Origin of the sequence: Brevibacillus sp. DP1.3A (assembly GCF_013284245.2) — a bacterium.
Classification (GTDB): Bacteria; Bacillota; Bacilli; order Brevibacillales; family Brevibacillaceae; genus Brevibacillus.
This window is the reverse complement of the sequence record NZ_CP085876.1, coordinates 1,262,033-1,279,817: the sequence shown is the minus strand read 5'-3', so window position 1 is coordinate 1,279,817 and position 17,785 is coordinate 1,262,033. Positions and strand designations below refer to the sequence as shown.

Below are 17,785 nucleotides of genomic sequence, written 5' to 3'. Positions count from 1 at the left end.
AGACCCCTCAAATAAAGTTGAGGTGGTCTTAAGCGGATCGACATCGGCTCATCGGGATTAGTAGGCTAGCCCTACACGAGACATTCCTCATGTAAGAGATCTAGTTATTGACCTCATCCGAATAGGAAAAAGGTGTTTATCCCCCTCACTCCGGGGACAGGATAATAGTAACTTCCCCATGCTATTGTCCTCGAAGGAGTTGAAAAGCAAAATGTCTCGTCACTGGTATCGGCAGCTTCGTTATCCAATCATCGCTCTGGCTGTGACATTAACGCTACTTTGGACACATCATCACCATCGCCTGCCCGCTTCGTACGCTGTCGCGACGCGGACACATACCGTTACGATTTCTAGCGCTGGCTTTTTGCCCAATCAATTGACTGCACATGAAGGAGAGCGAGTCTCGTTGATGATCGTCAACACCGATACGCGCCCTCACAATCTATCCATTCGTGATCTGAACCTTGCATCCACAGAATTGAAGCCGACCCAATCGACTCTTTTACAGTTTTCAGCAGCCAAACGCGGCCGGTTTCATTTCGTATCAGACGCACCTGGTTATCCGGAAACAGGCTTCCAAGGCATGCTCGTCATTGACTAGCCTGTACTTCTTCGTCTGGTGAGATTTGCTTCCACCGTCCGAATTTTATCATGAGCAGAGGAATGATCCCGATCGCGGTGATGATTCCAAAAAACAAATAAATGGCTAGCACCGAAAACGAATCTTTGATCCACCCTGCTACCAAATTACAAAACATCGCACCAAGCCCGCCTCCTACTGAAAAGAAGATGGCCAACGCCGTCACCTGAAGGGATGCGGGCGTATTTTCGCGCACAAATTGGGCTGCTGTCGCCAAATAAAAGCCTACTGAAATCCCCTGCACAAAGAACATAGCAATTACGGCAGTGGTACTCGGAGCTGAACTATACCAGAACCAGCGCATCGCGCAAAAAATTGCAGATAGCAAGAGCGTCAACTCCAGTCCCCATCTGCGGACAATATAACCCGCCAGCTTCATAAAAGGAGCCTCGCTGCCTGCAAACAACAAGAAGGCAAGACCGATTCCTGCTATGGTTCCTCCGATATCCTGATAAAACAGGGAAAACCAAATATTATTGGCGTTTACAGAGCCCATCATGCAAAACGATGAAATCAAAAACAGCGCAAATCGTGGAATACGCGCCAAATCCCTGATCCCCGCAAGCATACTGACACGAAACCGCGAAGCCTCTGTCACTTCTTCCGGAACCTTCTGAAGAAACAGAATGGCAAGCAGAAACGCCAAGCAAAACGAGTAAAAAAGAACATGTGGCCCCCACTGCTCGACGAGAAGACCTGTGATGAATGCCGCTAGTGCAAAGCCGATGGCTCCCCACAAACGAATGTCGCCGAACTGCATGCCATGTCCCTTGGCATAACCAAGAGCCAAGCTATCTGAGATGGGAACAACGGCACTTTGAAAAAACGACAGCAGTATGTAGAGCAAAAATACATAAACAAAGGTGGAAACACCCGTAAAGAGAAGTCCCACCAAGCCCGTGATGATCAATGTCAGAATCAGCACAGTTTTGCGAATTTGATAGCGATCACAGATCATACCCCACATCGGCTGTGCCACAATGGAAACAATCGGCGCGACTGCACTGATGAGACCGATTTGGGTCCCAGTTAGATGAATGGATTCGTAGTATTGCGTAATGAGCGGGGCAAAAGCACCAAACCCGTAGTAAATAAAAAGATAAAGGGCGCAAAGACTTACGTATCTGCCTTTTGCGCCCCCCAGTCCTATACCGGAAAGTGATTCTGGCATATAACTCTCCTATTTTGAGGTTAATTAACCGTGTAAGAAAACCTAACGCAGAGCATGCCTACATTATTTATTTTACCGTTGGCAATATTTTCGCCATGTTGACGGTCCGTTTTTTCTCCCATGTAGCCGGGTTGAACTCATCGAACTGCTCCAGGAAGGAGATGACTTCCTTCGTCAATGGAGTCGGCGTCGAAGCACCAGAAGTAACCGCCACATTTTTCTTTCCACGCAGCCATTCAAGGTCCAGCTCAGACAAATCAGCGATTCGATACGAGGGAACATTCGCGATTTCTTCCGAGACCTGTGCCAAACGATTGGAGTTGTTGCTGCGCGGATCGCCTACGACAATGCACAAATCTGCCTCTCCAACTTGCCCCGCTACAGCTTCCTGACGAACCTGTGTAGCGAGACAAATTTCATTATGCACTTCCACGCCTGGAAAACGCCGAAGAATGGCGTCCATCAGATGTTTGACATCCCATTGGCTCATCGTCGTCTGGTTCGTTACGATCAGCTTGTCTGTTGGCAGATCGAGCGCGTTCAGCTCTTCCAGCTTTTGAACCAGATGGACGTGATCCGGCGCAATCCCCATAGCGCCCTCTGGTTCTGGATGTCCTTTTTTCCCGATGTAGAGCACATGATAGCCTTCTGCTACTTTTTCACGGATCAAATCATGTGTCTTCGTTACATCCGGACAAGTCGCGTCGACGACGGTCAAGCCTTTATCGCGCGCTTTCTTGCGCACCTCAGGAGACACCCCATGAGCAGTGAAGATTACCGTTCCTTCATGGATCTGATCCAAGAGAGCCAGTCGATCCTCTCCATCCAATGTTTTTATCCCTTGTTTTTCAAACGCCTCGACGACGTGAGCATTGTGTACGATCATGCCCAAGATATGAATCGGGCGGGGCAAGTCAAAGTTTTGTGCTGTTCGCAGTGCCAAGACCATGGCATCCACTACACCGTAACAATATCCACGGGGGGAAATCTTGATGACTTCCATCTTTACCCCTCCTACTTTTTATAATGCGTGAGCGAAAGACATTTCACCCCGTATTATACCTTATTTGTCTCCTGCACGCTTCTGTTCGTAAACCTTCAGATTATTGTAGACAACTTTTAAAAGTGGCGTGGACAAGCCTTTTTGTTCCGCTCTCTCCAAGAGATAACCTTGAAGATGATCCGCTTCCACCGGAAGGCCTTTTTCCATATCACGCAGCATCGAAGATTTCGTTTGAGGACGCTGATTCTGGAAAGTCTCCATCTGCTTGTCGACGATATCCGGCTTGATTGGTGCCTCCAAAGCGTTCATGACAGATGTGATTTCCTCAGCGAGCTGACGTGTCAACTCTACGCCCCAAGCCGATTCTCGGATAGGTCCGACAGCGGAATTCATCAGCGTGGTAATACCGGAAAACGTCGCAATAAACAAGTATTTGTGCCAGGCTTCCCGTTGAATATTTGCGCTTGCACGCATCGTTCCATTGATCTTGGAAAAGGCTTGCTCGATTCGCTCTACACGCTCGCTTTTGCCGCCTTCCCACTCACCAAAAACCGTATCATGAATAGGACTTGTCTGCACGACATCTCCGTCAGCATTCAGCGTCGTCTCAATGAAACAAAGACCCCCAAGAACACGATCCCGGCCAAAACGATCCCACAGCAGCTCCATATGCGCAATTCCATTCAATAGCGGAATGACGACCGTGTCCTCGCCTACGTACGGAGCGATGGCATCGACGCTATCTTTCAGCGTGTAAGCTTTGTTGGACAAAAGCACAACATCAAAAGGTCCTGCTTCCTCCCCTGCTTGAATCAGTTGTGGCTGTTCCAAAAGCAAATCCCCATGAACGCTCTGAATGCGCAAGCCTCGCTCCTGCAGCTGTTTGTATCTACGTTCGCGCACAAGAAATGTTACATCTACTCCCGATTCAACCAGCCTGCCACCAAAATAACCGCCAATGCCCCCCGCTCCCAGTACGAGAACCTTCATCTATATCGCCTCCGCGTTTATAAGTCTTGGTTTGTCTACATTTTATTAGAAAGTAACCATTTTCTAAACCCCACAATATAATGTTAGAAAATCTGACAATTGACGTCAGGAAACCTCTTGACGAACAATGTGAATTGTCGATATAATTCGGAATATAGAAATCAAGAAAAAGCCGAACGTTGATAATGAATTCATAACTTTAATTCGTGAATGGAGTGAATCATATTGGATATGAAAACAGTCTTGTCCACAATTGACACAGAAAAAGTGGAATATGTAGATTTTCGCATCGTTGACCTGCTCGGCCGCCAACACCATGTCACAGTTCCTGCCTACGCGGTAGATGAGGGAACATTCCGCAATGGCGTTGCATTTGACGGCTCCAGTCTAATCGGCTACAAGTCCATTGAAGAAAGCGACATGGTAGCGATGCCCGATCCAGCAACGGCCTTCATCGATCCATTCGTAGAAGCCAAAACCATGAATATCATCTGCAACATCGTCAATCCAGACAACACCGTCTACACACGCGATCCTCGTGGCATTGCACTCAAGGCCGAAGCCTATCTGCAACAATCCGGCCTCGCTACCGCTGCTTATTTTGGTCCAGAATCCGAGTTCTTCCTCTTTGACAACGTACGCTATGCCTCTGGTCCGTCCGGCTCCTTCTTCCACATCGATTCAGAAGAAGCTTTCTGGAACACAGGAAAAGAAGGACAAAACCTCGGCTACAAAGTACGTAACAAGGGAGGATACTTCCCTGTTCAACCAACCGACTCCCAAATGGATATCCGCAATGAAATGTGCACGTTGATGACGAAATGCGGCATGTATGTGGAGCGCCATCACCATGAGGTGGCAACAGCCGGTCAAGGTGAGATTAATTTCCGCTTCGATACACTGACTCGTACAGCAGACAACTTATTGCTTTTCAAATACATCGTGCGCAACGTAGCAGCCAAACACGGCAAAACTGCTACCTTCATGCCAAAACCAATCGTTGGAGACAATGGATCTGGGATGCACGTTCACCAAAGCTTGTTTAATGGCGATACCCCGTTGTTCTATGAGCAAGGCGGTTACGCAAACCTAAGTGAGACTGCACTACACTACATTGGCGGTATTTTGCACCACGCCCCTGCACTGATCGCCTTGACGAACCCAAGTACCAACTCGTTCAAGCGTCTGGTTCCCGGCTACGAAGCACCCGTGAATTTGGTCTTCTCCAAAGGAAATCGTTCTGCTGCCGTTCGAATTCCGATTGCTGCCGTTACGCCAAAAGCGTCCCGCATTGAGTTCCGCACCCCGGACTCTACTGCTAACCCATACTTGGCTTTTGCTGCCATGCTGATGGCTGGCCTCGATGGTATCAAGCGCAAGCTCGACCCGCGTGAACTGGGCTTTGGCCCAATGGATAAAAACATCTACGACTTGTCCGATGCGGAAAAACACGAAATCAAGAGCGCTCCCGCCTCTCTCGCAGAAGCACTTGTCGCACTTGAACAAGACCATGACTTCTTGCTCGATGGAGATGTCTTCACAAAAGAAGTAATTGAAGGCTGGATTGCACAAAAACGCGGTGAGATTGAGCAAGTTGAGCGGACTGTGAATCCGAAAGAGTATGAACTGTATTACGACCTATAAGCAAAGAAACAGCCCTTCTCTGATGAGGAGGGCTTTCACATGCTCTCGAATAAAATGCTGTTTCCATTCACAAATTAAAGTTGTACTGTGAAAAAAACAGATGATCGGATGAACATTGACAATGGTGAACCGAACGATAACTCGCTTGCTCATTTGTTTTGCTGCAATTCTTCTCCTAACCGCAAGCTTTCCTGTTGAAATAGAAGTTGGTCAAAAAATCGTTTACGCCGAGCATTCGTTACCAATCATAAGCGACCAAGGGATTATTACGATTGAAGTTCATCCCAGAAAACACAAGTTAATTGTCAAAAAGCATGGAAAAACAGTAAAAACTTATCAGGTTGCTGTTGGTAATCCTTCTACACCTACACCAGTTGGAGAATACAAAATCATATCCAAAGGGAAAGATTGGGGACCCTCATTCGGTCCACGATGGTTAGGTTTAAACGTCCCTTGGGGAATTTATGGCATCCACGGCACAAACAAGCCACACTCCATCGGACAGCATTTGAGCCATGGTTGTATCCGTATGCGAAACAACGACGTCATCGAACTGTTCAAGATGATTCCACTCGGAACAAAAGTAACGATTTATGGTCATATATTGGGGGACCCGAGCCACGATCCTAGAGATTTAGCCGAAGGTGATGTTGGTGGAGATGTACAGCTCATCCAATCTCGATTGAAGAGCGCTGGTTATTATCACGGGGTATGCGATGGCAAGTTTCGTTCATCAACAACTGCTGCTCTAAAGAAATTTCAACGCGCTCGAAAATTAATACCAAACGGAGTCGTATCAAGCAAGGTTTATGAAGAGCTGGGATTAGTAGAATAAATCCTGACAAGGTTCTTGAATCGATTACATCATCCTTCTAAAGAAACTCCCAATTCCATTCGTTCCTTGGAAAGTTTTGAATACCTCGTTCGCGACTCGTACACCATTGACGATTGTGCCTATATCCAGGTTTAGATTAGAAAGCAGTGGTGGTCGAGGCTCTCTTCTCGCCCGACGGCCCGTTTTTGTCCACTCTTGATAATACCGCCCCAGAGATTCGGGGTTTTTCTGCAGCTTTCTGATCGAGACCTTATTTGATTTCAGCCAATCGGCAAATTCAGGAGTAAAGCCATTCATTTGTCTAGCCACTCTTCACTCTCACCTCGTTTCATAAATGAATAATGCAAAGGGAATGTATGTCCCTTTGCATTACTCTTTTGCTAAACCCATTTCCTAATCACAATCACATCCAACAATGACAAGCAAAACAAACAATACCAGGATCAGAGCAAAGTCATCAAAGCCATTAAAGATACCCATTCTGCCTCCTCCTTTCCTTAGACACAGTACTGTATGCGCATCGCGGACATTTTGCCTGTACCATGACCTACTAAGCAAAAAGGACGCAAGCATTTGCCTGCGCCCTTTTTCATCCTATTGCAATCCGATTTGCGATTTTACTTGCAGAATCCCGCCTCGGAAAGAGAAATTCGCATTTGCTCCAATCGTCCCTTCTCCCTCATACATGTAGACGATCGTGTGTCCTTCCTCTCCTGCTTTACCAACCTCAGCGAGCAGTTCGCCTTCCCCGCCCACTATTTTTTTTACTTCCTCAAAGCTCATCCCATTTTCAATCTGTTCAAATTCACTCTTCGTGATCTTTGCTTTCTCTGTCGCCGCAGGAGCAGTCGCTTCTGCGGCAGGTGTTGCTGAGGTAGCTGGCGCGGTTGCCTCAGGTACTGGAGCCGTACCAGTTGGTGTTGCTAGCGCAGGTGCTGCCGTATCCGTTGATTGCCCGGAGCTACATCCAGCCAACATGATGGCAAAAGCCACTATGAAAAATGCCATTTTTTTCAAGGGAATACCTCCTTTATTGAAGTGAATCTCCCCTACCATAATCCAAAATATGACTGTCAACAAGAATAATAGCCTGACAATTTTCGACAAAGACGAATGGTACACCTAAGACTTTTCAGGCATAAGAATGCAAAAAGAGCCTAGTTCAAGGCTCCCTTTGCGTTGCAATTACTCTTTTACATAAAGCTGATACATCTCAGTTTCTTCATCAGTTGCTTTTGCGATTCGAAAAGCTTCTTCCACGCTTTTCTTGTTTTGAATTACCTCGTAGAAAAAGCGCAGTGCGAACATCAGCGCAGAATTTCCGTCCGGGTAATCCTCTGGCCCGATATACGTCTGGCAACCACTGTCCAGAAAGGCCTTCGCTAATTCGGGATCACCAAGCGAGCATCCGTTACCTAACACGATTTTTCCATCCAGCTTGGCAAAACGTCTAACCGCGTCAGGACCAAAATCACCCTTTGGTTCTCCTTCCTCGTAAACGTCCTCACCTAGCTCTGGCATGATGAGGCTTCCCTCATCGCCATGGAAATTCAGAACGATCATATCAGTATTGGGATACAGGTCGCTGCCATTCAATACATCAATCAAATCGTTTGGTCGACCAATCCAGTACGTAAAGACTCGAGCTCCAAAATACTCAAGTGTACTTCGGATTGCTTGGGTATCCAGATCCGTGTCTGGACCGATTACTAAGGCAACATTCATTTCAGGTTTACTCATCGTGTTATTCCTCCATTTTGTTGTAAGTGGTTTTTATTTATAGGTAAACAAAACCATTTACATGGAGGGGGTCGGGCCAACTGGTGAATGGCAAGACGTTACTTCTTGATCATCATGGAATAGGTAAACTCCTCTTCAATTGGAAATTTTTAAAATTTAAAGCAGTATATCACTCAGAACCTATAATGTAAAGGTTTTCCATCTACCAAAAACCTACTTCTTGATTGGCTCTTCCGGCCACCCTGGACCACCAAAATCATAGGACATCGGTCCATTGCTCTTCTCGGACTGGAACTTACCTGTTCTAACATCCAAAAAGTCTATTCTTACCCGATTGTGTGTGCTAATGACCGTGATGATCATCACATTGCGAATTCTGTTGTCTTTTTCCAAACGCTCTACGAGAATATGCTGATCGTATGAGATAATTTCGGGCTCTGGTGGCTTCAAGTTGTATTTCTTTTCAAGTCTCTCGATTGTTTCCTTATCTATGCCTTCGATTTTTCTCTCGGGATCCTGCAGTCCATACTGTGAAACTAATGCTGCGTCTGTCTGGCCATCCTTTTTCAAAACATGCTCGTACCCTTTTGCTACGATATACACTTGGACATCGGGATGCTTTTCGAGATCTTCCACCATGAATCGCTCCACGAATGTATGTGCCTCGCGCTCGATCAGCTCATTCTGAATGACCGCCAAAGGCTCTCCCCAAGTACCAGAAGAACTAGTCACAAGCAGCAAGCAAAGAAGCCATGTCAAAGTTTATTCCACCTCCTGTTTTGCAGCGATTACGCAAACCCTTTTTTGATGTTGGTCTTCATGTCACGATACAGCTCTCCGTATGTAATCGCATGCTCGATATGCGAATAGGAAAGCACGGAATTGCCATCCTTACTCTCGCAGCAGGCAAAGAACAGACTTTCCATCAGATTGTGATTTTCGATGGAATTGGTAATGTGGACGCAATCTTCAATTGAATCATGAGCGTCATGCTTGTAAAAAAGAAATGTCCCTTCTTTGAACGCCCCTTTTTTGTTGACGTCTTTCCAAATGAGCATGCCCAAGGTAATAAAGAACCCTTCCTGGAATCGGATGACGCCTGTAATGACAGAATTAATCGTGGTCGGGATGATCGCAATCGAGTCATTGAGCTGATTGACGTATTCATACAACACTTTATTGGATTCTCGAAGATCAGCGATTGGTACATGAAGAAGCTGCTTGTCTCTTAATTTTTCTACGAGTTGCTGAACGCATAGCGTCTTATTCAAAGTTGAAATCACAACCTCATCACTTCTCCCATTGTAAGTAAGTGCCTTCTTTACGTTATTCGTGATGAATGGACATATCCCTACAAAATTCGCACAAATCTTCTTACCTTTTCTGCGAGAATCAAATTTCGTGACCGTGAATAATACTAGACCATTCCATGTAAAAAGCCCTTCACGCCTTTATGTGGCGAGAAGGGCTTTTTGGCGCAAATTTACGCCTTTCCTTTTAAATAATCATCTTTTAGCTTCTTTTCCTGCTCGTCTGTAGTCATATCTTTCTCCAATACTTGATACATCAGTTCATCCTTTACATGACGGGAGATTCCTTTTTCCTGATGATTCGGGACCGATGTGCTCGTGACAGAGTCTTGTTCCATACTGTGTACCTCCATGGCTTTTTGGGGTTAGCTTACCCGAAAGCGCCCACTCCATTCACCACACCCGCTGAACACTGAGCATTTTTCGCAGTTCGTCGACCGAACGTGGAATATTACCGCCAAGTTCCCGCTTCCACTGTTCAGGCAGTGCCTCCCACACATCAACAAGCAACGGCATACCCAGATGAAGACTCTCTAGCATGGTTCTATTTTCCAATGCCTCCTGCGGATCTCCCGCGAACACAAGCCTGCCTTTATCCATGATGCAGATCCACTCTGCCCATTCAAACGCAATATCCATATCGTGTGTCGCCATCAAAACAGTCGTTCCTTGCTGGTGAATGGCATCGAGCTCCCGCAGCAAATTTTTTGTCTGATAGCGATCCAGATACGCAGTAGGCTCGTCCAATAGCAAAAGCTCGGGCTCCATGACCATGACCCCCGCGAGTGCCAGACGTCGTTTTTGTCCCAGGCTCAAATGATGAATCGGAGCTTCTGCCAGCTCTCTCAACCCGAATGCATCCAGCACCTTTTCTACCTTAGCCCGGATTACGTCCACAGACAGCTTCTGATTGCATAAACCGTAGGATATATCTTCCGCGACCGTGCTTGCAATCAGCTGATGCTCGGGATCTTGAAAGACCAAGCCTACCTTTTGCGTCATCTCTTGCAGTGCGGCTCGTTTATAGACAAGCGGTTTCCCCTTCCACAGCACCTGTCCCTGCTGTGGCTCGATGATCCCGTTTCCATGCAAGAACAAGGTCGACTTCCCACAGCCATTTCGTCCCAAAAGGACACATTTTTTCCCCTCTGGAATCCATAAGGACAGCCCTGACAGGACGGGTTCCCGCCCTCCCGGATACGTGTACTGCAAATCGATGAACTCCAACAACCGTGATGTCATAACCACCAACCTCCTGTCCACCACTCAAGCAGTACCAGCAGCATACAGCCTGCGATTGACTCCCACTCATAGCGGCGCGAGCGAGCATGGGTATGGAACGCGAGCACCTGCATGCTCTCCCCGAAGCCTCTAGCCGCCATTCCTTTGTGCAAAGCTTCGTATTTGCGCATCGCTCTGACAAACAATTGCGCAACGAGAACCCCTGCATCTCGAAGCGTCGCGCGGAAACCGCGATGACCTCCCCGAGAACGTTGGGCAATCCAGAGCTGGTGAGAAATCGTTACCAACACAAAAATAAACCGATACATGATCATTAATAAGTCAGTCACAAGGACAGGCATACGAAGTCGGCGAAGCACCTGCAAGATTTCAGCAAACGGCACGGTAAACAAAATGAAAGCAAAGCAAGATAAGCTCGCCATGGTACGCCAAAATAAAATCCAAACTTTACCAAATGATGACATAGGCACATAGAGCACATACGAACCCAACTCCCATGCTGCCGCGACCTGGACGTGTACTTCTCCTGCTCTCGCCCCTTCTACCAATAGGGCAGGGAGCCCCGCCACGAAAAACGAGAGCGACACGATCATAAAGGCACAATAGATACGGACAGGAATACGGGCATACACCACTACCCATACCGTCATCCAAACAACGACGGCCATCTGCATCCATACATGTCCCACCAAGACGAGTAGTAACAATACACTCGCCAGCAATAACTTATGAGCTGGCGGCAGACGTTTTAGCCTGCTTTGATAAGAAAGTGAATCAAGCTGCAGACCGTTCATTTTTTCCGCTTATCCAACCGACCTTTGTACAAGCCTACAGCGTAGCCAACCACTCCCGCTCCCAACGCCGCCTGCACCGCAAACAATAGACTCTCCGTCTCTCCCCCTGGTGGTTCTATCAGCGGTTGAAACCACGGTTCGTAATTCGGAGCAATTTCCTTAATCGCTTCCTCCGCTACGCCGTCTGCGCCGCCAAATTCCGAATCCTGCACCAGCAACAGCGGGACAATCGCCAATACGATTACCCCCAAGAGTAAAAGCCAGTTCCATCCTTTTTTCACAGCGATTCCTCCCGTTTGAGCAAACGAAGCTGTGTAAGCTCTTTTGCGTTGTAAGATAACAACCAGTTCCAAACAAGGACAGTCAACAGACCTTCACTGATTGCGAGCGGTACTTGCGTGAATGCAAAAATTCCTGCAAATTTGGCAAACGAGGCCAACACTCCGCCAGATTCAGCTGGAAATGCGAGTGCCAGTTGAATCGAAGTCACCACATAGGTAGCGAGGTCAGCCAAAGCAGCCGCCGCAAAAACAGCCAGACGTTGGCTTCCGTTGACCTTCATGATCATCCGATAGATTCCGTATGCCACCAGTGGTCCTACTACAGCCATGGATACAGCATTTGCCCCTAGCGTAGTCAAACCTCCATGTGCCAAAAGCAAAGCTTGAAACAAGAGCACCATGCTCCCTAACACAGACATCGCAAAAGGCCCAAACATAATGGCGCCAAGCCCCGTTCCAGTCGGATGAGAGCTGCTGCCTGTAACCGAAGGTATTTTTAGTGCAGATAAAACAAACGCAAACGCTCCAGCAACGCCAATAAGGAGCTTCATTTCGGGATGTTCTTTTACAATCTTGTTAATCGAGCGAATTCCAAGCATAAAAAATGGCAAGAAGACAGCCCACCAAAATAAGGCCCAGGACAATGGCAAATACCCTTCCATGATGTGCATCGCATGTCCTGTCTCTGGTTCATTGAGCAAAAAATACAGGACAAAGCCCGCGATCATCAGACAAGTCGATACGAGACGATATCGATTCATGTTCATTCCTCCTTCACTGACTTTCGTTCTTTCCTACAAATAAAAAAATCCCATCCATCAATGGACGAGATGTGCACACAAAACAACAGACTGACTATACAGCCTCATTGCCTCGTATTCACCGCTCCTTTCCGCGAAGGTTCTGTGGTGTGGCTACTAGGTAGGTCTCCTGGCTTCCAGATCCATGCGCTCTTTGTCCTTCCCCATACGAAAATGAGTGGTTTCCTTCTCAAAGAGAGCTCCTTGGTTACAGTGGCGGGACCGCTCGGGACTTTCACCCGATTCCCTGTTACCCTTTATGCGTCACATAAAGGCACCTAACGCCGACAATATGCAATTGACAGACAATTCATGTTTGTCCCACATCATTATACCGGATCACTACATAAATCGGAAGAATATAAGCAAAAACGCATAAGCCAATGACCCACTACAAACGGAGCCATCGACCTATGCGTGCTTGTTCTATCTATTCTTTTGCGTCCACGCCAATTACTTCACTAATATGTTTAAAACCATCGCGCTGCATGAGCTTGAGCAGTTTTTTGTTGATTTGCTTGGCAATACCTGGGCCTTGATAAATCATCCCCGTATACACCTGAACGAGACTGGCTCCTGCTCGGATTTTCGCGTAGGCGTCTTCGCCGTTATAAATGCCTCCGACACCAATGATTGGTACCTTGTCTCCTACTTCTTGATAAATCTCCTTTACCCAAGCGGTGGAACGCTCCGTAAGAGGTCTTCCGCTCAAGCCACCAGCTTCCTCGGCAAATCGATGTCCGGAAACCGCCTCGCGTGACAGTGTCGTATTGGTAGCGATAATTCCGGATATGCCTTCTTCAACAGCAGCGTGAACAACATCGCGCATGTGCTCATCCGACATGTCTGGTGCTACTTTCAGCAATATCGGTTTTTTCTTGATGGCACGCGCTTCCATTTCAGTCGCCTTTTCCCTTACTGCACGCACCAAATGACGCAAGCTCTCTGTTTCCTGCAAGTCACGCAGATTCGGGGTATTCGGAGAGCTGATGTTAATGACGATATAGTGACCGTATGCATAGAGCATGTCCATACATTTGCTATAGTCGATGGCCGCCTCTTCATTCGGCGTTACTTTGTTTTTCCCAATGTTAATCCCAATCGGAACATCTGAGTATGCGTAACCGACCAAATGCTGGGAAGCTAAATACGCACCGTGATTGTTGAAGCCCATCCGGTTAATGACAGCTTGATGTTCCGGCAATCGGAACAAACGCGGCTTCGGATTGCCTGGCTGCCCCTGCGGCGTCAACGTCCCGATTTCCACAAACCCAAAACCAAGAGCACCCAACGCATGATAGACTTCTGCATTTTTATCAAAACCGGCTGCAAGTCCGACTGGATTCGGAAACGTCATTCCCCACAGCTTATTCTCCAACCGCTGGTCTTTTACCTGATAGATCATCTTCAGGATGCTTTTGCCTGGAGCAGAATCCTCCACTAGCCTTAAGGCACCAATTGTCTTTTCATGAATCTCTTCCGCATCTTGCTGGAATAGATATTTTCTTATGAGCTGATACATCGGCTGCACTCCTTACTCCGTTTCTACCTTTTTACCTCATAGTAGAATACCATACTTTTTCGGGAGGATGTAACCTTTATACCTGATACATATTTCCAAGCAAGCAGGCAAATCCTAACAACACCACCACGCACAGGGGGATAAGTCTTTCATGAAAGTGGACGGAAAAATCGGGATTGGTCAAGCCATTATGGTGATGATGCTGACGATCGGCATTACGAACCACGTAACCGTCATCCCCCTCGTACTTAGTAAAGCAGGCAGAGATGCTTGGTTGAGCGTGTTGCTTTCAGGTATCCCCTTTTCCTTCTGGGCGTATCTGCTGTTTGTAATTAATCGAAGTTTGGTTCAACAGTCTTTGTATGAGTGGATTTCACAACGATCAGGAAAAATCGTCAGCAATTTCTTGCTCGTTCCAATCATGATTTGCCTGTACCTAATGGCGCTAACGAATCTGATCGATACGCAAACTTGGACAACCGTAAACTACTTGCCTCGAACACCCGAGTGGGTGACCGCTTTAGCCTTGATGGGGCTATGTGTACTCGCTTCTATTGGAGGTATGACCTCCGTTGGAATCACAGCAGGCATCTTGCTCCCCATAGTCGTGTTGCTCGGATTTTTCGTTGCTTTTGGCAATATTCCCAAAAAGGATTATAGTCTTTTGCTCCCGCTTTTCCAGAACGGTTTTCGTCCGCTGTTACATGGGATGCTTTACGTTGGCGGCGGTTTCACCGAGATGTTTCTGCTCCTGTTGCTCCAGCATCACGTACGAAAGCCGTTTCGACTCGTACACTTTTTTGTCATGCTCGGTATCACGTTGCTGTTGACACTCAGCCCACTGACAGGGGCAATTGCAGAATTTGGACCTGTGGAGTCCGCTCGTCAACGTTTTCCTGCATTTGAACAATGGCGGCTACTCACGATCGGAAAAGACATCGAGAACATGGAGTTTTTCTCGATTTTCCAGTGGCTTTCTGGTGCTTTTATTCGAATAACGCTTTGCCTGATTCTTTTAGGAGATTTGATCACGATACGAACCCGAAAGCAACGCAAATTCATGATGCTGTTTTTCGGTGGAAGCATGATCGCCTTCACCAGCCTCCCTTACAGCGACATGCAATTCGTAGCCTTCTTATCGCGTGTATACTACCCACTTTACTTCGTCATCATGGTTGTTGTCTCACTCGCACTCATCCTGATATCCCTGCGCAAACCATCCAGACAGGAGGGGGCCCCTTATGACCCTTGAAGAGGAACTGCGGGAAAAATTCGCGCATTGTGCGGACGTCGTTTTTATGCGCACGGTCACATCTGAGGATCAGCCTGTATTGATGCTTTATTGCGAAGGACTTGCAGACGTTCGTCAATTACAAGATACGGCCTTGCCGCAATTGGAGCGATTCCTAGCTATTGGTGATTTGCGTTCGCTTCCCCTTTTCCCACTCTTCACGAACCCAGAGTTGTGGGTTGAGCGACTGTTTGCAGGAGATTTACTGATTTTTATTGGAGACTCTCCTCCGTTTGCCTGGGACATCTCCAATCGTCCAGAGCGCAATCCTGAAGAATCCAATACAGAGATTTCGATCAAAGGTCCTCGGGACGGCTTCGTCGAGGATCTCTCCACGAACGTTGCTCTCATTCGCAAGCGCATGCGAACGATTACTCTGGCCTATGAGCCTTTTATTCTCGGAACGCGCTCGCGCACAAGAATCGGTATGATGTATATCACAGATGGGGTATCTGAAGATCTGGTAGAGATGATGCGTGAGAGACTACACAAATGTACCTCAAAAAAAATTGTGAACAGCGCCATTCTGGAAAAGATACTGAGTGACAACACTCACTCCCTATTTCCATTGGTTGATTATACTGGACGCCCTGACTATGTCATTTACATGCTGCTGCAAGGTAAGGTCGTCGTATTGGTAGACGGCTCACCCTTGGCACTCGTGGCACCTGTAACCTTACTCGAACTAATCAAATCTCCTGAAGACGATCAGTACCCTGTTACCTATGTATGGCTGGAACGCATGCTGCGCCTGGGTGGATTTTGGATCGCAATCTTTCTTCCTGGCTTCTGGATTGCACTATCCGCCTATAATGTAGAGCAATATCCTTTTCAATTGCTCGCTACCGTTACACAAGGCCGAAAAGGGCTGCCGTTTTCCGCACCGATGGAGCTATTTCTCATCTTGTTTATCTTTGAATTTCTGCGTGAGGCAGGCGCCCGTTTGCCCAAAAACGTCGGGCAGACACTGGCATTAGTCGGCGCACTGATTATCGGGGATGCTTCCATTCGTGCAGGACTGACATCTCCCTCGATGCTATTTATCGGCTCCCTTACCGTCGTTGCATCCTTCACACTGGTCAATCAGTCATTAAGCGGCGCGGTAACAGTTGCTCGTTTCGCTGTTTTCTTCCTTTCTGCGATCATCGGCATGTACGGCTTTATCCTCGGGATGATTGCCATCGTGTACTACTTGTCCACCTTGACCTCCTTTGGCAGATCGTATATTTTGATGGGTTCATCCAACTCCTTGTCCACACTGTTCAATGTCTTGTTCAAATCCATGACCAGTTTTTTTCGGACAAGAACAGCTAAGGGTGGCGATAACAAATGAAGTGCATGCGGATTGCGTCGGCTATGCTGTTGTTGGCAACCACTCTTCTTAGCGGCTGTTGGGATCAGAAAGCCATTCAGGACCTTCGCTACTTATCTGCGATGGGCATTGATTACATCAACAATGAGTATGTTTTTTACGCCCAATCCACCGATCTGTCTACCGTCGCCAAGCAGGAATCATCAACTACCCTTCAAGCTCCACCTGCCACCATTTCGATCGGAAAAGGGAAAACGCTTCAGTCTGCCTTCGATAACCTGCAAAAAAACGCACAGGTACCTGTGTTTCTAGGCTTTGTATCCTCCATCGTATTTCATGAGCGCCTCTTGAAAAAGGGCGTTATCACCTCCCATGATATTATGAATCGATACGGTCTGATTCGTTACACCAAGTGGGTATTCGGAACGCGGGAGCCGATTGACAAAGTGTTAAGCTCCCATTCTTTGGTCGGATTTTCTCCATTGGACTCTCTCTTGCATCAGCCAAAGGATGTTTACGAGCAGCGTTCGTTTATCGAACCGATCCAATTTTATCGGTTTATCTCGAACTTTTGGGAGCCGTCAAACACCGTATTATTGCCAAACATCACACTTTACAAGCGTTCCTGGAAAGAAAATAACCGCTTCATCTCGCGCCTCTCCATCGATGGCATCCACGCCATTCATCGTGGACATTGGCAGGGTTACTTCCCCAATCGTGATTTAATGGGAATTCGGTGGATGAATAGTGACACGGAATTTGCTGGCCTCATTGTGCGACAAAACAACACTCCCAAAGCGACAATGCGCATTGAGCATGTTGAATTGGACATCACTCCGATTACCACTGGAGATCATCCTCGTTATCAGGTCAATGTCCGACTAAAGGGGTTCGTTCGTGAAATGATGAGTGCGGTTACGCCTGCTTTCGTACGAAAAAACTCCGAAGAACAGGTAGCCGAGCAAATTCGCGGGACGTTTCTAAAAGGAGTCAAAGCAGGGGTTGATCTGTATAGCTTGGAGGAAAATTTGTTTAAAAAAGACTACCAGGCTTGGCGTAAATACGAAATACGCAAACGCAATAAGCTCACACCTGATTCCCTGACCCAAATCCAGGTGCATATGTACTTAAGTGATTCCGGAAAAATGAAGATGGGTTCGGTCAAATACCCTGACCCGCTTGGGCCGAATGAATGAATAAAAAAACTGCT

Annotated in this window: 21 protein-coding genes and 1 riboswitch; of the genes, 6 read left to right on the top strand and 15 right to left on the bottom strand. The window is 47.2% G+C overall.

The window, feature by feature from the left end:
* Positions 1 to 211: 211 nt before the first annotated feature.
* Positions 212 to 601, top strand: coding sequence for a cupredoxin domain-containing protein (locus HP399_RS05790; RefSeq protein ID WP_007718499.1), 390 nt, complete (start codon positions 212 to 214; stop codon positions 599 to 601).
* On the opposite strand, the gene HP399_RS05785 is transcribed toward HP399_RS05790, so the two are convergent.
* The 3 genes from HP399_RS05785 to HP399_RS05775 form a co-directional block, all read right to left on the bottom strand.
* Positions 591 to 1,811, bottom strand: a complete 1,221-nt coding sequence (locus HP399_RS05785) for an MFS transporter (RefSeq protein ID WP_173616638.1) — start codon at positions 1,809 to 1,811, stop codon at positions 591 to 593. The genes HP399_RS05790 and HP399_RS05785 overlap by 11 nt on opposite strands.
* A 67-nt stretch (positions 1,812 to 1,878) precedes the next feature.
* Positions 1,879 to 2,814 (bottom strand): 4-hydroxy-3-methylbut-2-enyl diphosphate reductase, encoded by a 936-nt coding sequence (locus HP399_RS05780; RefSeq protein ID WP_173616639.1) that lies wholly within the window; start codon positions 2,812 to 2,814, stop codon positions 1,879 to 1,881.
* 60 nt (positions 2,815 to 2,874) lie between these two features.
* Positions 2,875 to 3,804, bottom strand: coding sequence for a ketopantoate reductase family protein (locus HP399_RS05775; protein WP_173616640.1), 930 nt, complete (start codon positions 3,802 to 3,804; stop codon positions 2,875 to 2,877).
* Between the two features lie 225 nt (positions 3,805 to 4,029).
* Between HP399_RS05775 and glnA the strand changes: the two genes are divergently transcribed.
* Complete coding sequence (gene glnA / locus HP399_RS05770) at positions 4,030 to 5,448, top strand: type I glutamate--ammonia ligase (protein WP_173616641.1); 1,419 nt, start codon at positions 4,030 to 4,032, stop codon at positions 5,446 to 5,448.
* A gap of 121 nt (positions 5,449 to 5,569) precedes the next feature.
* Positions 5,570 to 6,283, top strand: coding sequence for a L,D-transpeptidase family protein (locus HP399_RS05765; RefSeq protein ID WP_173616642.1), 714 nt, complete (start codon positions 5,570 to 5,572; stop codon positions 6,281 to 6,283).
* 24 nt (positions 6,284 to 6,307) lie between these two features.
* Here HP399_RS05765 and HP399_RS05760 read toward each other — a convergent pair whose 3' ends face one another.
* From HP399_RS05760 to HP399_RS05705, 12 genes are all read right to left on the bottom strand, one after another.
* Positions 6,308 to 6,592 (bottom strand): hypothetical protein, encoded by a 285-nt coding sequence (locus tag HP399_RS05760; protein ID WP_228088455.1) that lies wholly within the window; start codon positions 6,590 to 6,592, stop codon positions 6,308 to 6,310.
* Between the two features lie 84 nt (positions 6,593 to 6,676).
* Entirely contained in the window at positions 6,677 to 6,763 is an 87-nt protein-coding gene (locus HP399_RS05755; protein ID WP_173616997.1) for a YjcZ family sporulation protein, read from the bottom strand.
* Positions 6,764 to 6,877: 114 nt separating this feature from the next.
* Entirely contained in the window at positions 6,878 to 7,291 is a 414-nt protein-coding gene (locus HP399_RS05750; RefSeq protein WP_228088543.1) for a hypothetical protein, read from the bottom strand.
* Positions 7,292 to 7,468: 177 nt separating this feature from the next.
* On the bottom strand, positions 7,469 to 8,023 hold the full coding sequence (locus tag HP399_RS05745; protein ID WP_173616644.1) for a delta-aminolevulinic acid dehydratase: 555 nt from the start codon (positions 8,021 to 8,023) through the stop codon (positions 7,469 to 7,471).
* A 213-nt stretch (positions 8,024 to 8,236) separates the two neighbouring features.
* Positions 8,237 to 8,782, bottom strand: coding sequence for a hypothetical protein (locus tag HP399_RS05740; protein ID WP_137032719.1), 546 nt, complete (start codon positions 8,780 to 8,782; stop codon positions 8,237 to 8,239).
* Positions 8,783 to 8,811: 29 nt separating this feature from the next.
* The gene (locus HP399_RS05735) at positions 8,812 to 9,306 is read right to left on the bottom strand and encodes a hypothetical protein (RefSeq protein WP_173616645.1); all 495 of its coding nucleotides are present in this window, start codon (positions 9,304 to 9,306) and stop codon (positions 8,812 to 8,814) included.
* 200 nt (positions 9,307 to 9,506) lie between these two features.
* Entirely contained in the window at positions 9,507 to 9,671 is a 165-nt protein-coding gene (locus HP399_RS05730) for a hypothetical protein (RefSeq protein WP_173616646.1), read from the bottom strand.
* A gap of 55 nt (positions 9,672 to 9,726) precedes the next feature.
* A complete protein-coding gene (locus HP399_RS05725; protein WP_173616647.1) occupies positions 9,727 to 10,575 on the bottom strand; it encodes an energy-coupling factor ABC transporter ATP-binding protein in 849 nt (282 codons plus the stop codon).
* Positions 10,572 to 11,369 (bottom strand): cobalt ECF transporter T component CbiQ, encoded by a 798-nt coding sequence (cbiQ, locus tag HP399_RS05720; RefSeq protein ID WP_173616648.1) that lies wholly within the window; start codon positions 11,367 to 11,369, stop codon positions 10,572 to 10,574. The genes HP399_RS05725 and cbiQ overlap by 4 nt, the downstream gene beginning before the upstream one ends.
* On the bottom strand, positions 11,366 to 11,650 hold the full coding sequence (locus tag HP399_RS05715; RefSeq protein WP_007718520.1) for an energy-coupling factor ABC transporter substrate-binding protein: 285 nt from the start codon (positions 11,648 to 11,650) through the stop codon (positions 11,366 to 11,368). Before HP399_RS05715 ends, cbiQ begins: the two co-directional genes overlap by 4 nt.
* Positions 11,647 to 12,411 carry an energy-coupling factor ABC transporter permease gene (locus HP399_RS05710; RefSeq protein WP_173616649.1) on the bottom strand — a complete coding sequence of 255 codons (765 nt, stop codon included), beginning with the start codon at positions 12,409 to 12,411 and terminating at the stop codon, positions 11,647 to 11,649. Before HP399_RS05710 ends, HP399_RS05715 begins: the two co-directional genes overlap by 4 nt.
* 141 nt (positions 12,412 to 12,552) lie before the next feature.
* A riboswitch (cobalamin riboswitch) is annotated at positions 12,553 to 12,747 on the bottom strand.
* 133 nt (positions 12,748 to 12,880) lie between these two features.
* Positions 12,881 to 13,972 (bottom strand): quinone-dependent dihydroorotate dehydrogenase, encoded by a 1,092-nt coding sequence (locus HP399_RS05705; RefSeq protein WP_173616650.1) that lies wholly within the window; start codon positions 13,970 to 13,972, stop codon positions 12,881 to 12,883.
* A gap of 151 nt (positions 13,973 to 14,123) precedes the next feature.
* Here HP399_RS05705 and HP399_RS05700 point away from each other — a divergent pair, with 151 nt between their 5' ends.
* The 3 genes from HP399_RS05700 to HP399_RS05690 are packed head-to-tail and all read left to right on the top strand — an operon-like array spanning position 14,124 to position 17,771.
* Positions 14,124 to 15,224 carry a GerAB/ArcD/ProY family transporter gene (locus HP399_RS05700; RefSeq protein ID WP_173616651.1) on the top strand — a complete coding sequence of 367 codons (1,101 nt, stop codon included), beginning with the start codon at positions 14,124 to 14,126 and terminating at the stop codon, positions 15,222 to 15,224.
* Positions 15,214 to 16,596 (top strand): spore germination protein, encoded by a 1,383-nt coding sequence (locus tag HP399_RS05695; protein WP_173616652.1) that lies wholly within the window; start codon positions 15,214 to 15,216, stop codon positions 16,594 to 16,596. The genes HP399_RS05700 and HP399_RS05695 overlap by 11 nt, the downstream gene beginning before the upstream one ends.
* On the top strand, positions 16,593 to 17,771 hold the full coding sequence (locus tag HP399_RS05690; RefSeq protein WP_173616653.1) for a Ger(x)C family spore germination protein: 1,179 nt from the start codon (positions 16,593 to 16,595) through the stop codon (positions 17,769 to 17,771). The genes HP399_RS05695 and HP399_RS05690 overlap by 4 nt, the downstream gene beginning before the upstream one ends.
* Positions 17,772 to 17,785: the final 14 nt, after the last annotated feature.